The organism is Rhodoferax sp. P1_F3 (genome assembly GCF_056405715.1).
This window is the reverse complement of record NZ_JBFUBO010000002.1, coordinates 499,724-516,040: the sequence shown is the minus strand read 5'-3', so window position 1 is coordinate 516,040 and position 16,317 is coordinate 499,724. Positions and strand designations below refer to the sequence as shown.

The following is a 16,317-nucleotide window of genomic DNA, read 5'->3' as shown; positions in this document are numbered from 1 at the left end:
CCATGGTTCCAAAAGATGGGGTTTCGCACAAGTCACAATGCGCATAAAACCATAAACACCATTTATGAATTTGCGCTTTCTTTTATACCTTCGGCTGGTAATCCACCACGGCAGCTTCTCTGCTGCGGCGCTGGCCGGTGGCGTGTCCCAGCCCGCTATCAGCCACGCAATGCGGCAGTTGCAACTGCAGTTTGACACCCCGCTTTTTGTCAAGTCCGGGAGGCAGCAGGTTCCCACCGAAGTCGCGCTGCGCGTTGCGCTGCACGGTGCTGACATCGCGGACCGTGTGGGTGCCATGGGGGAGAGTGTTGTCACCGCGAGCCGCCGCGGCACTCTGCGCGTTGGGGCTACGCCCTCCGCAGCCTTGGTGTGCGGCCCGGCCCTGCACTTTGCGTGGTGCCACGACCATCCCCATCGACGTTTGGCCATGTCCAGCGCAGACGAAGGACGCATGCTTGCCGGCTTGCGGGGCGGTGAACTCGACCTGGTGATTGCGCCTATGCCGCGTGGTTACAGCACGGCTGGCCTGGTGACCCAGGCGCTTTATCCCATCAGGCCACAGGCGTATGCCCGCCGAACCCACCCCTTGATCAAAGCGCAATCCCTGGTGCAATTGGCGTCTGCTGAGTGGGCCATGGTTGAGCCCAGTGTGCGGGGGCCGGTGGACGTACTGCGGGAAGCTTTTGCCGTGCGCCGGATGCCACCGGCACGCATCACTGCGTCCTGCCCGGACTACGCCAGCATGATCAACCTCATAGCGCACACGGATCTGCTGGGTGTTCTCCCCCACGCGGCCTTATTGGACAACGGACCGAAGGGCCTGGTCGTGCCATTGTCTCTGCGTGAGGCGCTGCCACACTACGAAATGCATGTGTTCACACTGACGCGATTGCATCGGCGTTTGGCACCCAGCATTGCGGAATTGCAGCGACAACTGGCAACGGTCATGTCCGATACGACCCCGCCTGCAGAACGCCCTACGCAGCCTTCTGCTCGCGCACGGTGAACTGGCTCACCGACCGCTCTAGCCCAAGGTTCTCGCGCATCGTGCTGCTACTGGAATTGTGAGCAAGCATTAATCTTTGGCCTTAGACGTGGCGACATTGAATGTCATTAGGCGTTGGGCACTACGGGAACAAATGTCCATCCGCGAGATATCCAGACGTACAGGCCTGGCTCGCAACACCGTAAAGAAGTACCTCAGCTCAGAGGAAATTGAACCTGCCTACCCAAGGCGGGTCAGTTCAAAGAAGCTGGATTCCAATGCCGAAAAGCTGGCCGGCTGGCTGGCCGGCTGGCCGGCTGGCTGGCTGGCTGGCTGGCTGGCTGGCTGGAATTAGAGGCAACAAAATCTCGGAAACAGCGGCGCAATTTGAAGCAGATCTACACAAATACGGTTCTTTCGAGGCGATCATTGGTTGTGTTGCGGCAGGCATGGGCATCAGTCTGTTGCCGCGGGCCGTACTGGAAATGCATCTTGCCGCTGGCACCGTGCGTACGCATCCAACACCCCGTGGGGTTGGTAAAGCAAAAACACTGCTAGTCTGGCACCGCGAACGCTCGCACCACATGGCACGCGAGGCCTTCAGTGTTCTGCTGCGCAACTCGCTAAGCTAGACCGGTTTTCAACCACCGTGCTCGTCCAGCCTCGCCCCATGTCCAAGATCGGTTTTCTCGTCATCGCCCTCACCGTGCTGGTGCTCATGGTGCTATCGGTATGGCGCGAACGCCGGAGCGCTCAATGGCGCAGCCTCGGCCTGTGTTACCAGTGTGGTGCCGCGCTGGGGTCGGACGCCAAGTCCGTGACGCTGCACTTCAAGAGCCCCGCCAGTGCCGTGCGTATTTGCGGTGGTTGTGTCAAAGAACGAACCATCCGGCGATGGCTCGTGGCCATTCTGGTTGTGCTCGGGGTGACTGTCGGATGGTTTGTGTACCAAACATGAACGCAGAGCCACCGCGCACACCACGGCGTGATGTCGAGAAAATGTGCGATAGGATTTCTTGTTCGCTAAGCAGCGAACACTTACCAGTCAACCTTTCACTTCCACACACCCAATAAAACCATGCAATCTCTTCGCAAACTTCCCACAACCATTGCCCTTGGCTTGTTCACCCTGGCCGCAGGCCTGGCCCACGCAGAGGGCCATCCACCTCACTGGAACTATGGGCATAGCCACGAAGGCCCCACCCATTGGGCCGAACTAGACCCGGCTTTTGAAACCTGCGCCAAGGGCGGCAACCAAAGCCCCATCGATATCCGCAATGCGGTCAAGGCGGACCTGCCCGCGCTGCAGTTCAACTACACCACCGCTGCCCCCACGCTGGTCAACAATGGCCACACCATCCAGATCAACCTGCCTGCAGGCCAAACACTGACCGTAGGCGACAAAACCTACGAGCTGCTCCAGTTCCACTTCCACACCCCCAGTGAAGAAGCACTCAATGGCAAGCACACCGCCATGGTGGGCCACTTTGTCCACAAAAATGCCGAGGGCGGCCTGGGCGTGATTGGCGTGCTGATGCAGCCCGGCAAGACCAATGCGGCCTTCGCCCCGGTTTTTGCCCACTTGCCGCGCAAGGGTGAAACGATCACCGTGACCGACTTGCAACTCGACTTGGCCGCCATGCTGCCAGCGGACAAAGGCTACTACTCCTTTGCCGGCTCATTGACCACCCCGCCCTGCTCCGAAGGCGTGAAATGGATGGTGCTGAAGCAACCGATTCGACTCGGCGCAGAGCAGATCAAGGCGTTCCGCCGCATCTTCAATGCCAATGCGCGCCCCATTCAGCCACTGAACGGGCGCATCATTGAAGAGTCCAAATAAGACACTCTAAGCAGCCTTCTGCTTGCGCACGGTGAACTGGTTCACCGGCCGCTCCAGCCCCAGGTTCTCGCGCAGCGTCGTGCCTTCGTATTCCGTGCGGAACAGGCCACGGCGTTGCAGCTCGGGGATGACCAAGTCGACAAAGTCGTCCAGCGATTCGGGCAGCACAGGCGGCATGACGTTGAAGCCGTCGGCCGCGCCGTTTTCGAACCAGGTCTGGATCTCGTCGGCAATCTTTTCGGGCGTGCCCACCACCACCCAGTGGCCGCGCGCACCGGCCAGGTACTCGTAGAGCTGGCGCACGGTGAGCTTGTCGCGGCGTGCCAGTTCCAGCACCACGTGGGCTCGGCTGTTGCGGCCGATGGGCGGCTGGGGAATATAGGGTGGCGGCGCGTCCAGGTCCCACTTGCTGAGATCTTCACCGGGCCAGAAGGGCTCAATGGTGCTCAGGCCCACGGAGGGGTGGATGAGCTTTTGCAGCGCGGCCCATTTGGCTTCGGCCTCTTCCTGCGTGCGGCCCACCACGGGTGAGATGCCGGGCAGCACCAAGAGCTGCTCGGGGCGGCGGCCGTACTTGGCTAGGCGGCCTTTCACGTCGCTGTAAAACGCTTGCGCCTCGGCCAAGCTGGTCCAGGCGGTGAAGATGGCTTCCGCCGTGGCGGCGGCCAGTTCCTTGCCAGGCTCGGACGACCCGGCCTGCACGATGACCGGGTAACCCTGCGGCGAGCGCTCCAGGTTCAGCGGACCCTTCACCTTGAGGTGCTTGCCCACGTGGTTCAGCGTGTGCAGCTTGGCAGGGTCAAAGTACACGCCGCTGGCTGGGTCGCGGCTGAAGGCGTCGTCTTCAAAACTGTCCCACAGGCCCTTCACCACGTCCACAAACTCATGCGCCTTCTCGTAGCGGGTTTCGGGGTCGGGGTGCTTGTCCAGGCCGAAGTTGCCATACAGGGTTTCGGCACCCGTGGTCACCACGTTCCAGGCCGCGCGGCCCTTGCTGATGTGGTCCAGCGAGGCAAACTTGCGCGCCAGCAAATACGGGTCTTCGTAGGTGGTAGAGGCGGTGGCCACAAAGCCCACATGCTTGGTCACTGCGGCCAACGCAGCCCACAGCGTGACAGGCTCGAAGTGCGACACCCGGCCCTGGCGGCTGAAGGCTTCATCGCTGCCCTCAAACCACAGGCCCGGGCTGTCGGCCACAAACACCTGGTCGAACAGGCCGCGCTCGGCGGTCTTGGCCACCTCGATGTAGTGGTCGATATTGGTTCCCGAATCGATTTGTGACCCAGGGTGGCGCCAGGCGGCGATGTGGTGGCCCGTGGCCATGATGAAGGCGCCCAGGCGCAGTTTGCGGTCAGACATGAAAGTTCCTTGGTTGAAAAGTTGACGGGGTTTAAGCCAATGCCGGGGCGGGCTTCCAGGCGGTCAGGCGGCGCTCCACCGCCTCCAGCGCCAGGGTGAACAACACGCCAATGAAGGTGATGGCAATGATTCCGAAGTACATGTCGGGAATCAGAAAGCTGTACTGCGCGTAGATGATTAGGTAGCCCAGGCCGGACTTGGCCCCCACCATCTCGGCCGCCACCAGCACCAGAATGGCGGTAGCACTGGCCAGACGGATGCCCACAAAAATGGTGGGCACCGAGGCTGGCAAGATGACCTTGAGGAACAGCTGCTGTGCACTGGCCCCCATGGTGCGGGCGGACTTGATGAGCAGCGGGTCCACCTGCTTGACGGCCGAGATGGTGTTGAGCAAAAGCGGCCATGAGCAGGCGTAAACCACCATGGCTACCTTGGACACCTCGCCAATGCCCAGCAGCAGCAAGAACACGGGCAGCAAGGCCAGCGGCGCCGTGTTGCGCAGCACCTCAATGAGCGGGTTCAGGAAATGGCCGAGGCGGCGGTACCAGCCAATGGCCAAGCCCAGCGGCACTGCATACAACACCGCGATGGCAAAGCCACCCAGGGCCCGTGCCACGCTGGCCGAGGTGTGTTGCCAAAGCTGCCCGTTCAGTGCCAGGGCCCAGCCTGCAGCCAGCACTTCGCTGAGTGGGGGAAAGAAGGCCGGGTCGGTCAGTTCCAGGCGCGGGGCCAGCTCCCACCACAGCGCAAGGGCCAGCACCAGCGCGGAGCGCCAGCCGATATTGCCCAACTGGCGCAGCAAGCGCGTCCAGCGGGCGGGGGGCACCAGGGCTACGGGCGCTGTGCCGGCGGTTAACGAGACATCAGACATGGAAACTCTCCTTGCGGGCGGGTAGGGTTGCGATACGGGCACGGCGCTGTTGGCGCGCCGCGGCCACCTCGTCGTGCAACAGGGACCAAATTTGATGGCGCAGCTCACCAAACAGGGGCAGTGAGCGCACATCCGGTGTGTCGGTGCGTAACGTCTCGGGGATGTCCACAATCTGTTTGATACGCCCCGGGCGCGAGGTCATCACCGCCACGCGCTGGCCCAGCACCACGGCTTCGTCGATGCCGTGGGTGATGAACACAATGGTCTTGCCAGTGCGGTGCCAGATCTCCACCAGCTCTTCCTGCAGGGTCTCGCGGGTTTGCGCATCCAGCGCGGCAAAGGGCTCGTCCATCAGCAGCACCTCGGGCTCATACGCCAAGCTGCGCGCAATGGCCACGCGTTGCTTCATGCCGCCCGACATTTCGTGCGGGTAGTGGTTGCGGAAATCGGTGAGGCCCACCAGTTCCAGGTAATGGGCCGCTTTCTCCCTGCGTTCCTTCTTGCCCAGGCCCGCGATTTCCAGACCGAAAGCCACGTTGTCCAGTGCGCTGAGCCAGGGGAACAACGCGTACTGCTGAAACACCACGCCACGGTCTCGGGCCGGGCCGGTGATGGGTTTCCCATCGATGAGCACCCGCCCCTGGCTGGGCAAGGTCAGGCCGGCCAGCAGGTCCAACAGGGTGGACTTGCCGCAACCGCTGGGCCCGACCAACACCAGGAATTCACCCGCACGGACGTCCAGCGTCACGTCCTGCAAGGCCGTGAAGCGCTTGTCCGGGCCACCATCTTCAGCGCGGACGGTGAACTCCTTGCTGACGTGTTCAAAACGGATCTTGGCGGTGCTCATTTGGCCGCCACCTTCGCGCCGGTGGCGTAGCTGTTGAGGGCATTGGTGTACAGGTCTGTAGGCTTGACCTGACCAGCCTTGATGATGTCCTCCTTGACCAGCCAGTCGATCCAGACCTGCAGGTCCTTGTCTAGCACCACGCCACCGGTGGAGGGTATGCCGGTGCTCTTCCAGTACTGGATGGCATCGGCGCTTTCGGCGCGGCCGCGCGCCTTGATGATGGACTCAAACGTGCTGCGCACCTGGGCTGCTGGCGTGTTGCGGGCCCACTCGATGGAGCGGGCCAGCGCACTCACCAAATGCTTGGAGGCCTTGGGGTTCTGCTCGATGAACTTGTTGCGCAGCACATAGGAGCCGGCAGTGAAGTTGCCAAACAGGTCCCGGTCGGTAAACAGAGGGCGGATGCCGCCGCGCTCCAGCGCCTTGTCGCGCAGGATGCCGCCCAGCGTGGTCACCTCCACCTGGTTCTGGCGCAGGGCCTGCTCACCGGTGACAGGTGGGGTGATGACAAAGGTGACCTGCTTGGCCTCTTCGTCCGTGATCTTGTTGCGCTCCAGGTACTCGCGCACGATGAAATCGTGGTGGGCACCGAGGGTGTTCATGGCCACCTTTTTGCCCAGCAGATCGCGGGCGGTTTTGATGGGGCTGTCGTTCTTGACGTAGTAGCCACTCCAGGTGTTGTCGTCCACTCCGTAGTAGCCAATCACCGCTTTCACCGGCGCCCGCTTGGCAATCAGCTTGACCAGTGCGCCATTGAAGGCACCACCAATGTCAATGTCGTTGGTGACCACCGCCTGCACATCCTGCGGACCGCTGATGGTGTTGCCCACCCACTTGGCCTTGAGCGGAGCCAGGTAGCCCAGGTGCTCGGCCAGCTCAATCCAGACCACCTGGCCCACCGTGCCCTGGTAGCGGATGTCGGTGACCTCCAGGGCCTCTTGGGCCCACGCGGTGGCCGTGAAGCCCAGCGCCACGGCGGCGGCAGTTAAAAGTTTGAAAAATTGTCGCATGCAAAGTCCTTATCGGTTGGTCATGGGAGTGCAGCGTAAAGACGGCAACCACAAACAACAACGAAGAAAACCGCGCTTGCTTATGCGGGCTTGCGCAGCGCATATCGACATGCGAATTGGGCGCTTCGCAACGGCGCACAGGCTTCCTACGATGGCAACGCCTTCTCTCTTTTCTTGTCTTTCAACGCTGTCTCACCAAGGAGTTTTCATGTCTGCTGTCTTGCAACACCCCCACATCACCACCGCTGCTGCCCTCGAGGTGCGTCCCCTGGCTGGCCGCATCGGCGCGGTCATCCACGGCGTGCGCCTGTCGGGCCAGTTGGCCCCCCAGACCTTTGCCGCCATCCATCAAGCGCTGCTGAAATACAAGGTCATCTTTTTCCACGGCCAACAGCATCTGGACGATGCCGAGCAGCAGGCTTTTGCCAGCCTGTGGGGCGATGTGGTGGCCCACCCCACCGTGCCTTCGCGCAACGGCACCCAGATCCTGGAGCTGGACTCGAACCACGGCGGGCGCGCCAACTCCTGGCACACCGACGTGACCTTTGACGCGGACTACCCCAAGGTGTCGGTGCTGCGCGGGGTGACGATTCCCAAATCGGGAGGCGACACGGTGTGGGCCAACACCGCCACCGCCTATGACGAGCTGCCCGACGAACTCAAGGCCCTGGCCGACAAATTGTGGGCCGTGCACAGCAACGACTACGACTACGCTGCCACCCGCGTAGAGCCTGATGACGCCGGCGCACAGCACTATCGGGATGTGTTCCGCGCACGCCTAATCGAAGCGCAGCACCCGCTGGTGCGCGTGCACCCCGAGACTGGCGAACGCACGCTCATCGCAGGCCACTTCATCAAGCGCCTGGTGGGCTACAACACGCACGACTCGGACCGCCTGTTCGAGGTCTTCCAGCACCACATCACGCGGCTGGAGAACACCGTGCGCTGGCAATGGACCACGGGGGACGTGGCCATCTGGGACAACCGCGCCACGCAGCACTACGCCATCAACGACTACGGCCACCAGCACCGCGTGGTGCGCAGGGTAACCGTGCGCGGTGAAGTGCCGGTGTCGGTGGATGGCCGGCGCAGCTTTGCGGTGGGCCAGGCTGCCAACTCCGCGGCCCAGGCCGCCTGATGCGCGGGTTCTTTGAACGCAACGCGTTTTTACTGCGCTTCGCGCTGCTGTCCTCCTTCATGGGGATCAGCGTGGGGCTGGCCAAGTTCACCACCACCCTGTACGCGCTGCACCTGGGCGCGCAGGGCGGTTGGCTGGCGGCCATCGCCGGGGCGCAGTCGGTGGGCATTCTGTTCATGAGCATTCCGGTGGGCTTTTGGGTGGAACGCATCGGCCCTGAGAGGCTGTTCGTGGCGGGTAGCCTGGTCATGGGGGGTCTGTATGCGGCCATTCCGCTGCTGCCGCACACGCTGTTTCTGGTGCTGCTAACGGCACTCATCAGCTTTGTCATGCCGCTGCGCTTTGTCTCGCTCAACACCGTGTTCATGGCGGCGCTGGAGCGCATTGGCCACGCACGCGCCGGCTGGCAGCGCGGCGCGCACATGGCGGGCATGTTTCTGCTGGGCCCCATGCTGGCCGCCGGTGTAGTGGCGCTGGTGGGCCATGCGGGCAGCTACTGGCTGATTGCAGCCATGTTTGTGCTGACAGCCTGGCTGTCGTCATCGGTGCTGAGCCAGCACACGCACACACCACCGCGCGCCGGTGCGGCGCGGCTGTCCATGCACCAGTCGGTGCGGGCGCTGTGGCGTGAGCCCGAGATTCGCGTGCTGGCCATGCAGGAATGCGCCGTCCAGGCCATCCACATGTACTACGCCTTCTACATGGTGGTCATCGCCGTGCAAGAGCTGGGCCTGCCCGCACTGGGCGCCGGCTCGCTCGTGGCGGTGCAGGGCAGCGCCTTTGTGGCCACGTTGATCTTTCTGGGCCCCCTGCTCACCTGGCTGGGGCCGCTGCGCACCGTCCTCGCGTCAGTGAGTGCGGTCACGCTGGCGGCACTGCTCTTGGCCTGGGCCAGCACGACAGGCTGGCTGTGGGTGGGCGGCGTGGTGTTGGGCGCGGGCCTGGGGCTGCTGCAGATGCACACGCTCACCCAGTTTGCCCACGTAGGCGCGCGCCTGGGGCGCGGCCGGGTGTCGGGCCTGAGTGCGCTGGCTGGCCCCTGCGGCGGCTTCATCGGCGGGCTGCTGGGTGGCACGCTGGGCACGGTGGTGGGGCTGCAGGCGCTGTTCCTGCTGTTTGTGCCGGTGTTCTGGTGGCTGGGCTGGCACGCCTACCGCGAGAGCACACGCCCTACGATGTTTTTGATCTAAAGAATCAACTTTTTATTCTTTTGAGTTTTGAAGAGCCGCCTTTAGAGTGCACTGCATTCGCGGCTTTTTCCGCATCTTTCGCAAGCTGGAAAGGCCTGTTTATAAGTGAAATAGGCCTATAGCCCCCGTGAAATATGCGCGAGCAGCTACCAAAACCATAGCAAGTCACACCACCACCCGCCATCAGGAGAGGCCCCCATGTCAGACCACTGGAAATTCGAAACCCAATCCGTCCACGCCGGTTACAGCCCAGACCCCACCACCAAGGCCGTGGCCGTGCCCATCTACCAGACGGCGGCCTACGCCTTTGACAGCGCCCAGCACGGCGCCGACCTGTTCGACCTGAAGGTACCGGGCAATATCTACACCCGCATCATGAACCCCACGCAAGACGTGCTGGAAAAGCGCGTGGCGGCCCTGGAAGGCGGCCTGGCCGCGCTGGCACTGGCCTCGGGCCAGGCCGCTGTGACCTACGCCATCCAGACCATTGCCGAGGCTGGCGACAACATCATCAGCAGCACCGCGCTCTATGGCGGCACCTACAACCTGTTCGCCCACACGCTGCCGCAGTTCGGCATTACCACCCGCTTTGCCGACCACAAGAACCCGGACAGCTTTGCGCCGCTGATTGACGACCGTACCAAGGCCATCTTTGTCGAATCGCTAGGCAACCCGCAGGGCAATGTGACTGACATCCGCCGCATTGCCGACATTGCGCATGCCCACGGCATTCCGCTTATCGTGGACAACACCGTGGCCACGCCCTACCTGCTGCGCCCCATCGAGCACGGCGCCGACATCGTGGTGCACTCGCTCACCAAGTATTTGGGCGGCCACGGCACCACCATTGGCGGCGCCATTGTGGACAGCGGCAAGTTCCCGTGGGACCAGCACAAGGCCCGCTTCAAGCGCCTGAACGAGCCCGACCCCAGCTACCACGGCGTCGTCTACACCGACGCCCTGGGCCCAGCCGCCTACATTGGCCGCGCCCGCGTGGTGCCCCTGCGCAACACCGGTGCTGTCATCTCGCCGTTCAACGCCTTCCTGATCCTGCAAGGCATTGAAACCCTGGCCCTGCGCCTGGAGCGCATCACCGACAACGCACTCAAGGTGGCGCAGCACCTGCAAAAACACGCCAAGGTAGCTTGGGTCAACTTTGCCGCCCTGCCCGGCCACCCCGACCATGAACTGGCCCAAAAGTACCTGGGCGGCAAGGCCTCGGGCCTGTTGACCTTTGGCGTGAAAGCGCCCGAAGGCCAGGGGCGCGAGGCCGGTGCGCGGTTTCTGGATGCGCTGCAGCTCTTCACTCGCCTGGTGAACATTGGCGATGCCAAATCGCTGGCCACCCACCCGGCTTCCACCACGCACCGCCAGCTGTCGCCCGAAGAACTGGCCAAGGCCGGCGTACCGGTCGATGCGGTGCGGCTGTCGGTCGGCATTGAACACATTGACGACCTGCTGGCCGACCTGGACCAGGCGCTGGCGGCGGTGTAAGACGGCATGAATTTCCAACAACTGAGATCGGTGCGCGAGGCCGTGCGCTGCGGCTACAACCTCACGGAAGTAGCGCACATGCTGCACACCTCACAGCCCGGCGTGAGCCGCCAGATCCGTGAGCTGGAGGAAGAGCTGGGTGTGGAGATCTTTGGCCGCGCTGGCAAACGGCTCACGGGGCTCACACCGCCGGGCAAAGACCTGCTGCCCATCGTGGAGCGCCTGCTGCTGGACGCGGACAACCTCAAACGTGCCGGGCAAGACTACAGCGCGCAGCTGGAGGGCCAGCTGTCAGTGGCCGCCACGCACTCGCAGGCGCGTTACGCGCTGCCGCATGTGGTGAAGGATTTTCGCGACCAGTTTCCCAAGGTCACGCTGCACCTGCACCAGGGCTCGCCCAAGCAGGTGGCCGCCATGCTGCTCTCGGGCGAGGCCGACATTGGCGTGGCCACCGAGGCGCTGGCCGACTACCCGCAGCTGGTCACCCTGCCCTGCTACCGCTGGACGCACAGCATCGTGGTGCCACCCGACCACCCGCTGCTGGCGCAGGGCGGCCCGGTGACGCTGGAGCAACTGGCGCGCTATCCCATCATCACCTACGAGCTGGGCTACACCGGGCGCTCGCACATCGACAACGCCTTTGCCGCGGCCGGCTTGCACCCCGAGGTGGTGCTGACCGCGATGGACGCCGACGTGATCAAGACCTATGTGGAACTGGGCATGGGCGTAGGCATCGTCGCATCGGTTGCGGTGGACGAGGAGCGCGACGCGCACCTGCGCATCCTCGACGCGGGCCACCTGTTCCAGGTGAACGTGACGCGGCTCGGGCTGCGCCGCGGGGCGTGGCTGCGGGGGTATGCCTATCGGTTTATTGAGACGTTTGTGCCTACGCTGAGTAAGGAGGTGGTGGCGAAGGTATTGAATAGTGCGGCGGAGAGAGCGGCTTGACGAAGCTTCACGATGAATACAGTTCAAATAGGTTGCTCGACTTAAGGTGCTAGTCGCTCTCGAGCAATTTCAGGCCATGAATCAGCCTGTATTTAAGCAGCTGGACGGATACCATATGTCTCAACAGCAGTTCATGCGAAGAACTGGCGTATTGAACAATGGGAGGAAGGCCAATGGCTGGAATAAGGCGATTCGTCAAAGTGTTTCTTGCATCTCCAGGCGACCTAATAGAGGAGCGCAAGACTGCTCGAGCGATCGTTGATGACTTCAATAGCCAATTAGCTGATGCGCTGGGATACCAAGTCGAGTTGGTGGGCTGGGAAGACACCCTGCCAGGCGTAGGCAGACCACAAGCAATCATCAATAGAGACTTGGACGGGTGTGATCTTTTTGTTGGCATGCTTTGGAAGCGCTGGGGAACGCCCCCGGGAACGCCACCCTACACATCTGGTTTCGAAGAGGAGTTCCAACGATCAATGGAACGAAACGCAAAAGATGGGCGACCCGAGATAAGCCTACTGTTAAAGGATCTTGATACAGCGTCTCTCGCCGACCCAGGGGATCATCTCAAGAAGGTCATTGCATTTAAAGACCAAGTTTTTTCCGAGAGGAAGCTATTGGCCGGAACCTTCTCGGATATGCGTGACTTCGAAATCAAATTCCGTAAGTGCATTCAAGGATACGTTATCGCACTTGCCAGCAAAGATAAGGAATCTGACTCAGAGAAGGACCAAGCACCTGCTATTGAGGAACAAATCGCACCAACCAACGAGCCAGGACCAACGACGCCGTTGTCCGTTGAAGGTGCAAAATTCCTACGAAATTTTTTAATCATGGCCGAAAAGGCGAGCGATGAACATCCTCTCGCAGCCGACGACGTGGCTCGGGTTAGGTTACTTTCCATCATTGCAGCGGTACACGGAAATGATCAGCAATCGCTGGGGTCACACGATTCGAATCTTCTTTTCAAAGCACGAACGAAGTTTGAGTTTGGTCGGCGTGAGCGTCGCGGGCTGCTTGAAAACAGTCTGGCGCACTTTAAACATGAGAATGCACCTCTTTGGCATTGGGTGTCCGCAGTGGACGGCTTCAAGAACAACCTACTGCCTTTGAACTCTATTGTCGGCACTACCGATCGGCGAGTTGGCGCGCTCAAAGCGATGCTCCTGATTGCTGAACCAATCGTCGAAGAGGAGCACTTTGGTCGCCAACAGATTGTTCCTTTGTGGTTTGCCAAGGATGCCGATACCACTGTAAGAATGGCTGCCCTAGAGTATCTGAGCGAATATGGTCAACCCTTGGATCTAACCTGTATTCGCGAAGAGTTTTCTCGAAACGAGACACAAACAATCAGCGCAGCTGCCAACGCGATGATCCGTATCACGTTGCGGGATGATCGTCGCGGCGCGCTAGAAATGCTCTACACCCTGCAGCCCAGCACGGTGAGCCAGAATCTACTGAACCAATTGCTTAGCAAAGAGACTGAGTTTGACGATGAAATTCTGCTCCGCGGGCTCAGTCATCGCAGCGAGCAAGTCAGATTTACTGTAATCAAGTTGCTGCAAAAAAGAGAGGCTCTTACCGCAAACATCTCAGAGCCACTACTGAACGACAGCGACGCCGAGATACGCTATATCGCACTGCAGGTACTTGTCGCAAGCGGACGTAGTTATTCCATTGCACAAGCGAAAACCGTCCTTGTCAATAACACCCCAACTCCCTTGGGGCTCGCATCATTCGGAATGAAACGGACAGACACGGAAGGTGAAGCCGCATTAAAACGTTACACGGAGCAGTTCTTTAACGGCTTGACTGTCGCGCAACTTGAAGAAGAATCTCGCTCAGAAATCTTTGACCAAAATGCCTATTTCACTCTTATTCGGCGCGACTTCAGGTTACGTGGTGACGAACTGCGCGCGACCATTGCCAATCGCTTTGCAAATCGTTTTGAATCGTTGCTGGTGGAAATGAATAGGCGACATGGGCCCCAAACAGATCTAATCGAAAGAACTCGCTCACTTGGAAAGCACTTGTGCAGCAGGTTCACACGCCAAGGCTTGGACCTCATTTGCAACAGACTGGACGCAACTGACTTGCCATTAGTTCGATCAATGCTGGCGAGCGGAGATCTCGACTACTCAACCAAAGATCTTTTGTACCTCGCAAAAGTTGGTCAGTGGTGCGACATTCCTTTGGTACTCGCGGCACTCGATCGCCCCGAGTACGGTCGCAGCAGTGTGTCAATTCTTTCTATTGGAAACAACACAAAGTACGAGGATGCAGCGCGTACGCTCTATGCACTTGGTAAGCATAGACTCAATGACCTCCTGTCCACTCCAATGCCCCAATCCCTTTTGGCACGCATCATTCCGCTAATTCCTGACAAAGCATTTCATGAACTAGCCAAAGTGGCAATCGATAGACTCATGCGTTCGGAGAATGACACTTTGAGGAAGATGGTTTCGGTCAAGTACGTGCGCGCCTTTTCACGCCAACAAGTGAAACAATTTCTCGACGAGTACATGGCTGCAGATCAGTTCTATTACAACGTCATTCATTGGCTCGACTTCGGCATTTCCGTTCCAAGAGACCGAATATTGCGAGCAACTGCGCGAGCGCTAGCTAGTGCATAAGACATCTCGTGATGTCTGGAGTTCTGACTTGCTGGTAAAGGCCCACGATTCAATTCAAGTTGCGTACTTAAACGTTTTCAGCACAACCAACTGCCATTTCCTTCCTTCCCGAACCACCTCCCGCTTCGCACAATGAAGCCATCTATAACAACGATGTAAAGGAGGTGGTGCATGCAAGACTACGATATTGCCGACCTGAACCAGGAGGGCCCATTCAGCCCGCGCGAGCTGCTGGTGTCACTGGGTGGGGCGCTGCTGTGGGTGGCCGTGTCCATGGGCGCTATCCAGCTGCTGCTCTTGCCCGTGCAGGGGGTGTGAAGTGGCTGCGTTCACGCCACAACAACAGTGGCTGCGCATCCGCAAGGTGACCTGGCGCCAATGGAGCGCGGACTAGCCCCCGCACGCACTGGCTCGCGTGCCGCGCCTGGCGCTGGCGCCTAGGGGTGCTCTGCCGTGGCGTGCACCTGTTCGTGCCGCAGCACATACAAGCCACTGCCCACAATGATGGCGCCACCCAGCAGGGTGAAGGCGTCGGGCAGCTGCTGCCACACCAGCCAGTCGATACCCAAGCTCCACGCCAAAGCGGTGTATTCAAACGGGGCCACGGCACTGGCCTGGCCGTGGCGAAAGGCCTCGGTAATGGCCAGCTGCGCCAGAAAGCCCGACGCCGCTAGCCCAGCCCACAGCGCCAGATGATGCGCCTGCAGCGGCTGCCACTGGGGCGCGGCCAGCGCACCGGCCACCGCGGTCAGGATCACCATGACCCACAGCACAAGGCTGTCTTTCGAATCGGTGCGGCTAGACAGCCGCGTGACCACGGCCGACACCGCATAGCAAACCGCCGCCCCCAGCACTGCCAGCCCCGACCAGCTGGCAAAGCCCTCGGCACTGGGGCGCAGAGCCACCAGCACGCCCAGCAGCCCGCCGCCCACGGCCCACCAGTGCGCACGCGGCACACGCTCGCCCAGCACCGGCCAAGCCAGCACCGTGATCAGCAACGGGGCAAAAAACATGAGGGTGTAAGCATTGGTGAGCGGCAGGCCGCGCACGCCGTAGGTGAACAGCACCAGCATGGCAATGACCAAGCCGCCGCGCAGCAGGTGCAGCGGCCAACGTGCCTGCCACACGGCAGCCCAGGCACCGCGCCACTGGATCCAGATCGCAATCAGCGGCAGGGTGAGCGCGCCGCGCATGGCGGCAATCTGCAGCGGCGGGTAGTGGGCGGACAACGCCTTGATGAGGGTGTCCATGGCGGAGAACAGCATCACGGCCAGCAGCATGGCGGTGATGCTGCGCGGGTTGCCCTCTTGCAGGCGAGAGAAGAAATGCGGCATGCGCCTGATGGTAGCGAGGGCACCGCACTGCAGCACCAAGGTTTGACCCAGATCATGCTGCAGGTTGTTCGCCGCCCTACGATGCTTGGCAGGGACAGCGATTCTTCATTCATGCAAGGAGTGGGACATGAAAACCAATGTGGGCGGCCTGGACCGCATAGCGCGTATTGCGGTAGGTGTGGTGCTAGTAGGGTTGGCCGCAACCGGCACCGTGGGCGCATGGGGCTGGCTGGGTCTGCTGCCGCTGGCCACCGGTGCCATTGGCTGGTGCCCGCCATATGCCATGTTGGGCTGGAGCACCTGCTCCACCAAACCATGAGCAGCTTTGACCATGCGGGGCTGATTCAGAACATTAACGCCGGCCTGCTGCCACTCAAAAAATCGCAGCCCGAAGCCATGCAGGCGTTTGGGCAGCTCGCGCGCTCGGCCATGGCCGAAGGCCAGATCAGCGCCAAACACAAGGAGCTGATGGCGCTGGCCATTGGCATCACCCAGCATTGCTCAGGTTGCATCGGTTTTCACGTCAAAGCGCTGCACAAGCTGCAGTGCACGCGTACCGAGCTGGAGGAAATGCTCAGTGTGTGCGTCTACATGGGCGGCGGGCCGGCGCTGATGTACGCAGCAGAGACCATGCAGGCGTGGGACGCGATGGTTGCGCCCTGATACAC

The 16,317-nt window shown here is 61.1% G+C and carries 17 protein-coding genes and 1 pseudogene; 13 read left to right on the top strand and 5 right to left on the bottom strand.

What is annotated here, in order from left to right; translation table 11 throughout:
• Nucleotides 1–64 precede the first annotated feature (64 nt).
• The 5 genes and pseudogenes from AC1DZ5_RS05145 (at nucleotide 65) to AC1DZ5_RS05125 (ending at nucleotide 2,825) form a co-directional block, all read left to right on the top strand.
• Complete coding sequence (locus tag AC1DZ5_RS05145; protein WP_477886742.1) at nucleotides 65–1,006, top strand: LysR family transcriptional regulator; 942 nt, start codon at nucleotides 65–67, stop codon at nucleotides 1,004–1,006.
• Between the two features lie 133 nt (nucleotides 1,007–1,139).
• Nucleotides 1,140–1,393 (top strand): annotated as a pseudogene (locus AC1DZ5_RS05140) (hypothetical protein); the annotation flags it as partial.
• Between the two features lie 41 nt (nucleotides 1,394–1,434).
• Nucleotides 1,435–1,617 carry a hypothetical protein gene (locus AC1DZ5_RS05135; RefSeq protein WP_477886740.1) on the top strand — a complete coding sequence of 61 codons (183 nt, stop codon included), beginning with the start codon at nucleotides 1,435–1,437 and terminating at the stop codon, nucleotides 1,615–1,617.
• A gap of 38 nt (nucleotides 1,618–1,655) precedes the next feature.
• Entirely contained in the window at nucleotides 1,656–1,943 is a 288-nt protein-coding gene (locus tag AC1DZ5_RS05130; protein ID WP_477886738.1) for a hypothetical protein, read from the top strand.
• A 120-nt stretch (nucleotides 1,944–2,063) separates the two neighbouring features.
• The gene (locus tag AC1DZ5_RS05125) at nucleotides 2,064–2,825 is read left to right on the top strand and encodes a carbonic anhydrase (protein WP_477886736.1); all 762 of its coding nucleotides are present in this window, start codon (nucleotides 2,064–2,066) and stop codon (nucleotides 2,823–2,825) included.
• Between the two features lie 6 nt (nucleotides 2,826–2,831).
• On the opposite strand, the gene AC1DZ5_RS05120 is transcribed toward AC1DZ5_RS05125, so the two are convergent.
• From AC1DZ5_RS05120 to AC1DZ5_RS05105, 4 genes are read right to left on the bottom strand one after another with little or no spacing between them, the layout of a single operon-like run.
• Nucleotides 2,832–4,184 carry an LLM class flavin-dependent oxidoreductase gene (locus tag AC1DZ5_RS05120; protein ID WP_477886734.1) on the bottom strand — a complete coding sequence of 451 codons (1,353 nt, stop codon included), beginning with the start codon at nucleotides 4,182–4,184 and terminating at the stop codon, nucleotides 2,832–2,834.
• Between the two features lie 31 nt (nucleotides 4,185–4,215).
• Nucleotides 4,216–5,055, bottom strand: a complete 840-nt coding sequence (locus AC1DZ5_RS05115) for an ABC transporter permease (RefSeq protein ID WP_477886732.1) — start codon at nucleotides 5,053–5,055, stop codon at nucleotides 4,216–4,218.
• On the bottom strand, nucleotides 5,048–5,902 hold the full coding sequence (locus AC1DZ5_RS05110) for an ABC transporter ATP-binding protein (protein WP_477886730.1): 855 nt from the start codon (nucleotides 5,900–5,902) through the stop codon (nucleotides 5,048–5,050). The genes AC1DZ5_RS05115 and AC1DZ5_RS05110 overlap by 8 nt, the downstream gene beginning before the upstream one ends.
• Nucleotides 5,899–6,912: an ABC transporter substrate-binding protein gene (locus AC1DZ5_RS05105; RefSeq protein ID WP_477886728.1), complete on the bottom strand. Its 1,014-nt coding sequence runs from the start codon at nucleotides 6,910–6,912 to the stop codon at nucleotides 5,899–5,901. The genes AC1DZ5_RS05110 and AC1DZ5_RS05105 overlap by 4 nt, the downstream gene beginning before the upstream one ends.
• Before the next feature lie 208 nt (nucleotides 6,913–7,120).
• Between AC1DZ5_RS05105 and AC1DZ5_RS05100 the strand changes: the two genes are divergently transcribed.
• The 6 genes from AC1DZ5_RS05100 (at nucleotide 7,121) to AC1DZ5_RS05075 (ending at nucleotide 14,633) form a co-directional block, all read left to right on the top strand.
• Complete coding sequence (locus AC1DZ5_RS05100) at nucleotides 7,121–8,050, top strand: TauD/TfdA dioxygenase family protein (protein WP_477886726.1); 930 nt, start codon at nucleotides 7,121–7,123, stop codon at nucleotides 8,048–8,050.
• Nucleotides 8,050–9,240 (top strand): MFS transporter, encoded by a 1,191-nt coding sequence (locus tag AC1DZ5_RS05095; protein ID WP_477886724.1) that lies wholly within the window; start codon nucleotides 8,050–8,052, stop codon nucleotides 9,238–9,240. Before AC1DZ5_RS05100 ends, AC1DZ5_RS05095 begins: the two co-directional genes overlap by 1 nt.
• A 198-nt stretch (nucleotides 9,241–9,438) precedes the next feature.
• Nucleotides 9,439–10,734: an O-acetylhomoserine aminocarboxypropyltransferase/cysteine synthase family protein gene (locus AC1DZ5_RS05090; RefSeq protein ID WP_477886722.1), complete on the top strand. Its 1,296-nt coding sequence runs from the start codon at nucleotides 9,439–9,441 to the stop codon at nucleotides 10,732–10,734.
• A 6-nt stretch (nucleotides 10,735–10,740) separates the two neighbouring features.
• Nucleotides 10,741–11,682, top strand: a complete 942-nt coding sequence (locus AC1DZ5_RS05085) for a CysB family HTH-type transcriptional regulator (protein ID WP_477886720.1) — start codon at nucleotides 10,741–10,743, stop codon at nucleotides 11,680–11,682.
• 200 nt (nucleotides 11,683–11,882) lie between these two features.
• A complete protein-coding gene (locus AC1DZ5_RS05080) occupies nucleotides 11,883–14,315 on the top strand; it encodes a DUF4062 domain-containing protein (protein ID WP_477886718.1) in 2,433 nt (810 codons plus the stop codon).
• A gap of 171 nt (nucleotides 14,316–14,486) precedes the next feature.
• Complete coding sequence (locus AC1DZ5_RS05075) at nucleotides 14,487–14,633, top strand: hypothetical protein (RefSeq protein ID WP_477886716.1); 147 nt, start codon at nucleotides 14,487–14,489, stop codon at nucleotides 14,631–14,633.
• 119 nt (nucleotides 14,634–14,752) lie between these two features.
• On the opposite strand, the gene AC1DZ5_RS05070 is transcribed toward AC1DZ5_RS05075, so the two are convergent.
• Nucleotides 14,753–15,649 (bottom strand): DMT family transporter, encoded by an 897-nt coding sequence (locus AC1DZ5_RS05070; RefSeq protein WP_477886714.1) that lies wholly within the window; start codon nucleotides 15,647–15,649, stop codon nucleotides 14,753–14,755.
• Nucleotides 15,650–15,776: 127 nt separating this feature from the next.
• On the opposite strand from AC1DZ5_RS05070, the gene AC1DZ5_RS05065 reads away from it, so the two are divergent.
• A complete protein-coding gene (locus AC1DZ5_RS05065) occupies nucleotides 15,777–15,968 on the top strand; it encodes a YgaP family membrane protein (RefSeq protein ID WP_477886712.1) in 192 nt (63 codons plus the stop codon).
• Nucleotides 15,965–16,312 (top strand): carboxymuconolactone decarboxylase family protein, encoded by a 348-nt coding sequence (locus tag AC1DZ5_RS05060; protein WP_477886710.1) that lies wholly within the window; start codon nucleotides 15,965–15,967, stop codon nucleotides 16,310–16,312. Before AC1DZ5_RS05065 ends, AC1DZ5_RS05060 begins: the two co-directional genes overlap by 4 nt.
• Nucleotides 16,313–16,317: the final 5 nt, after the last annotated feature.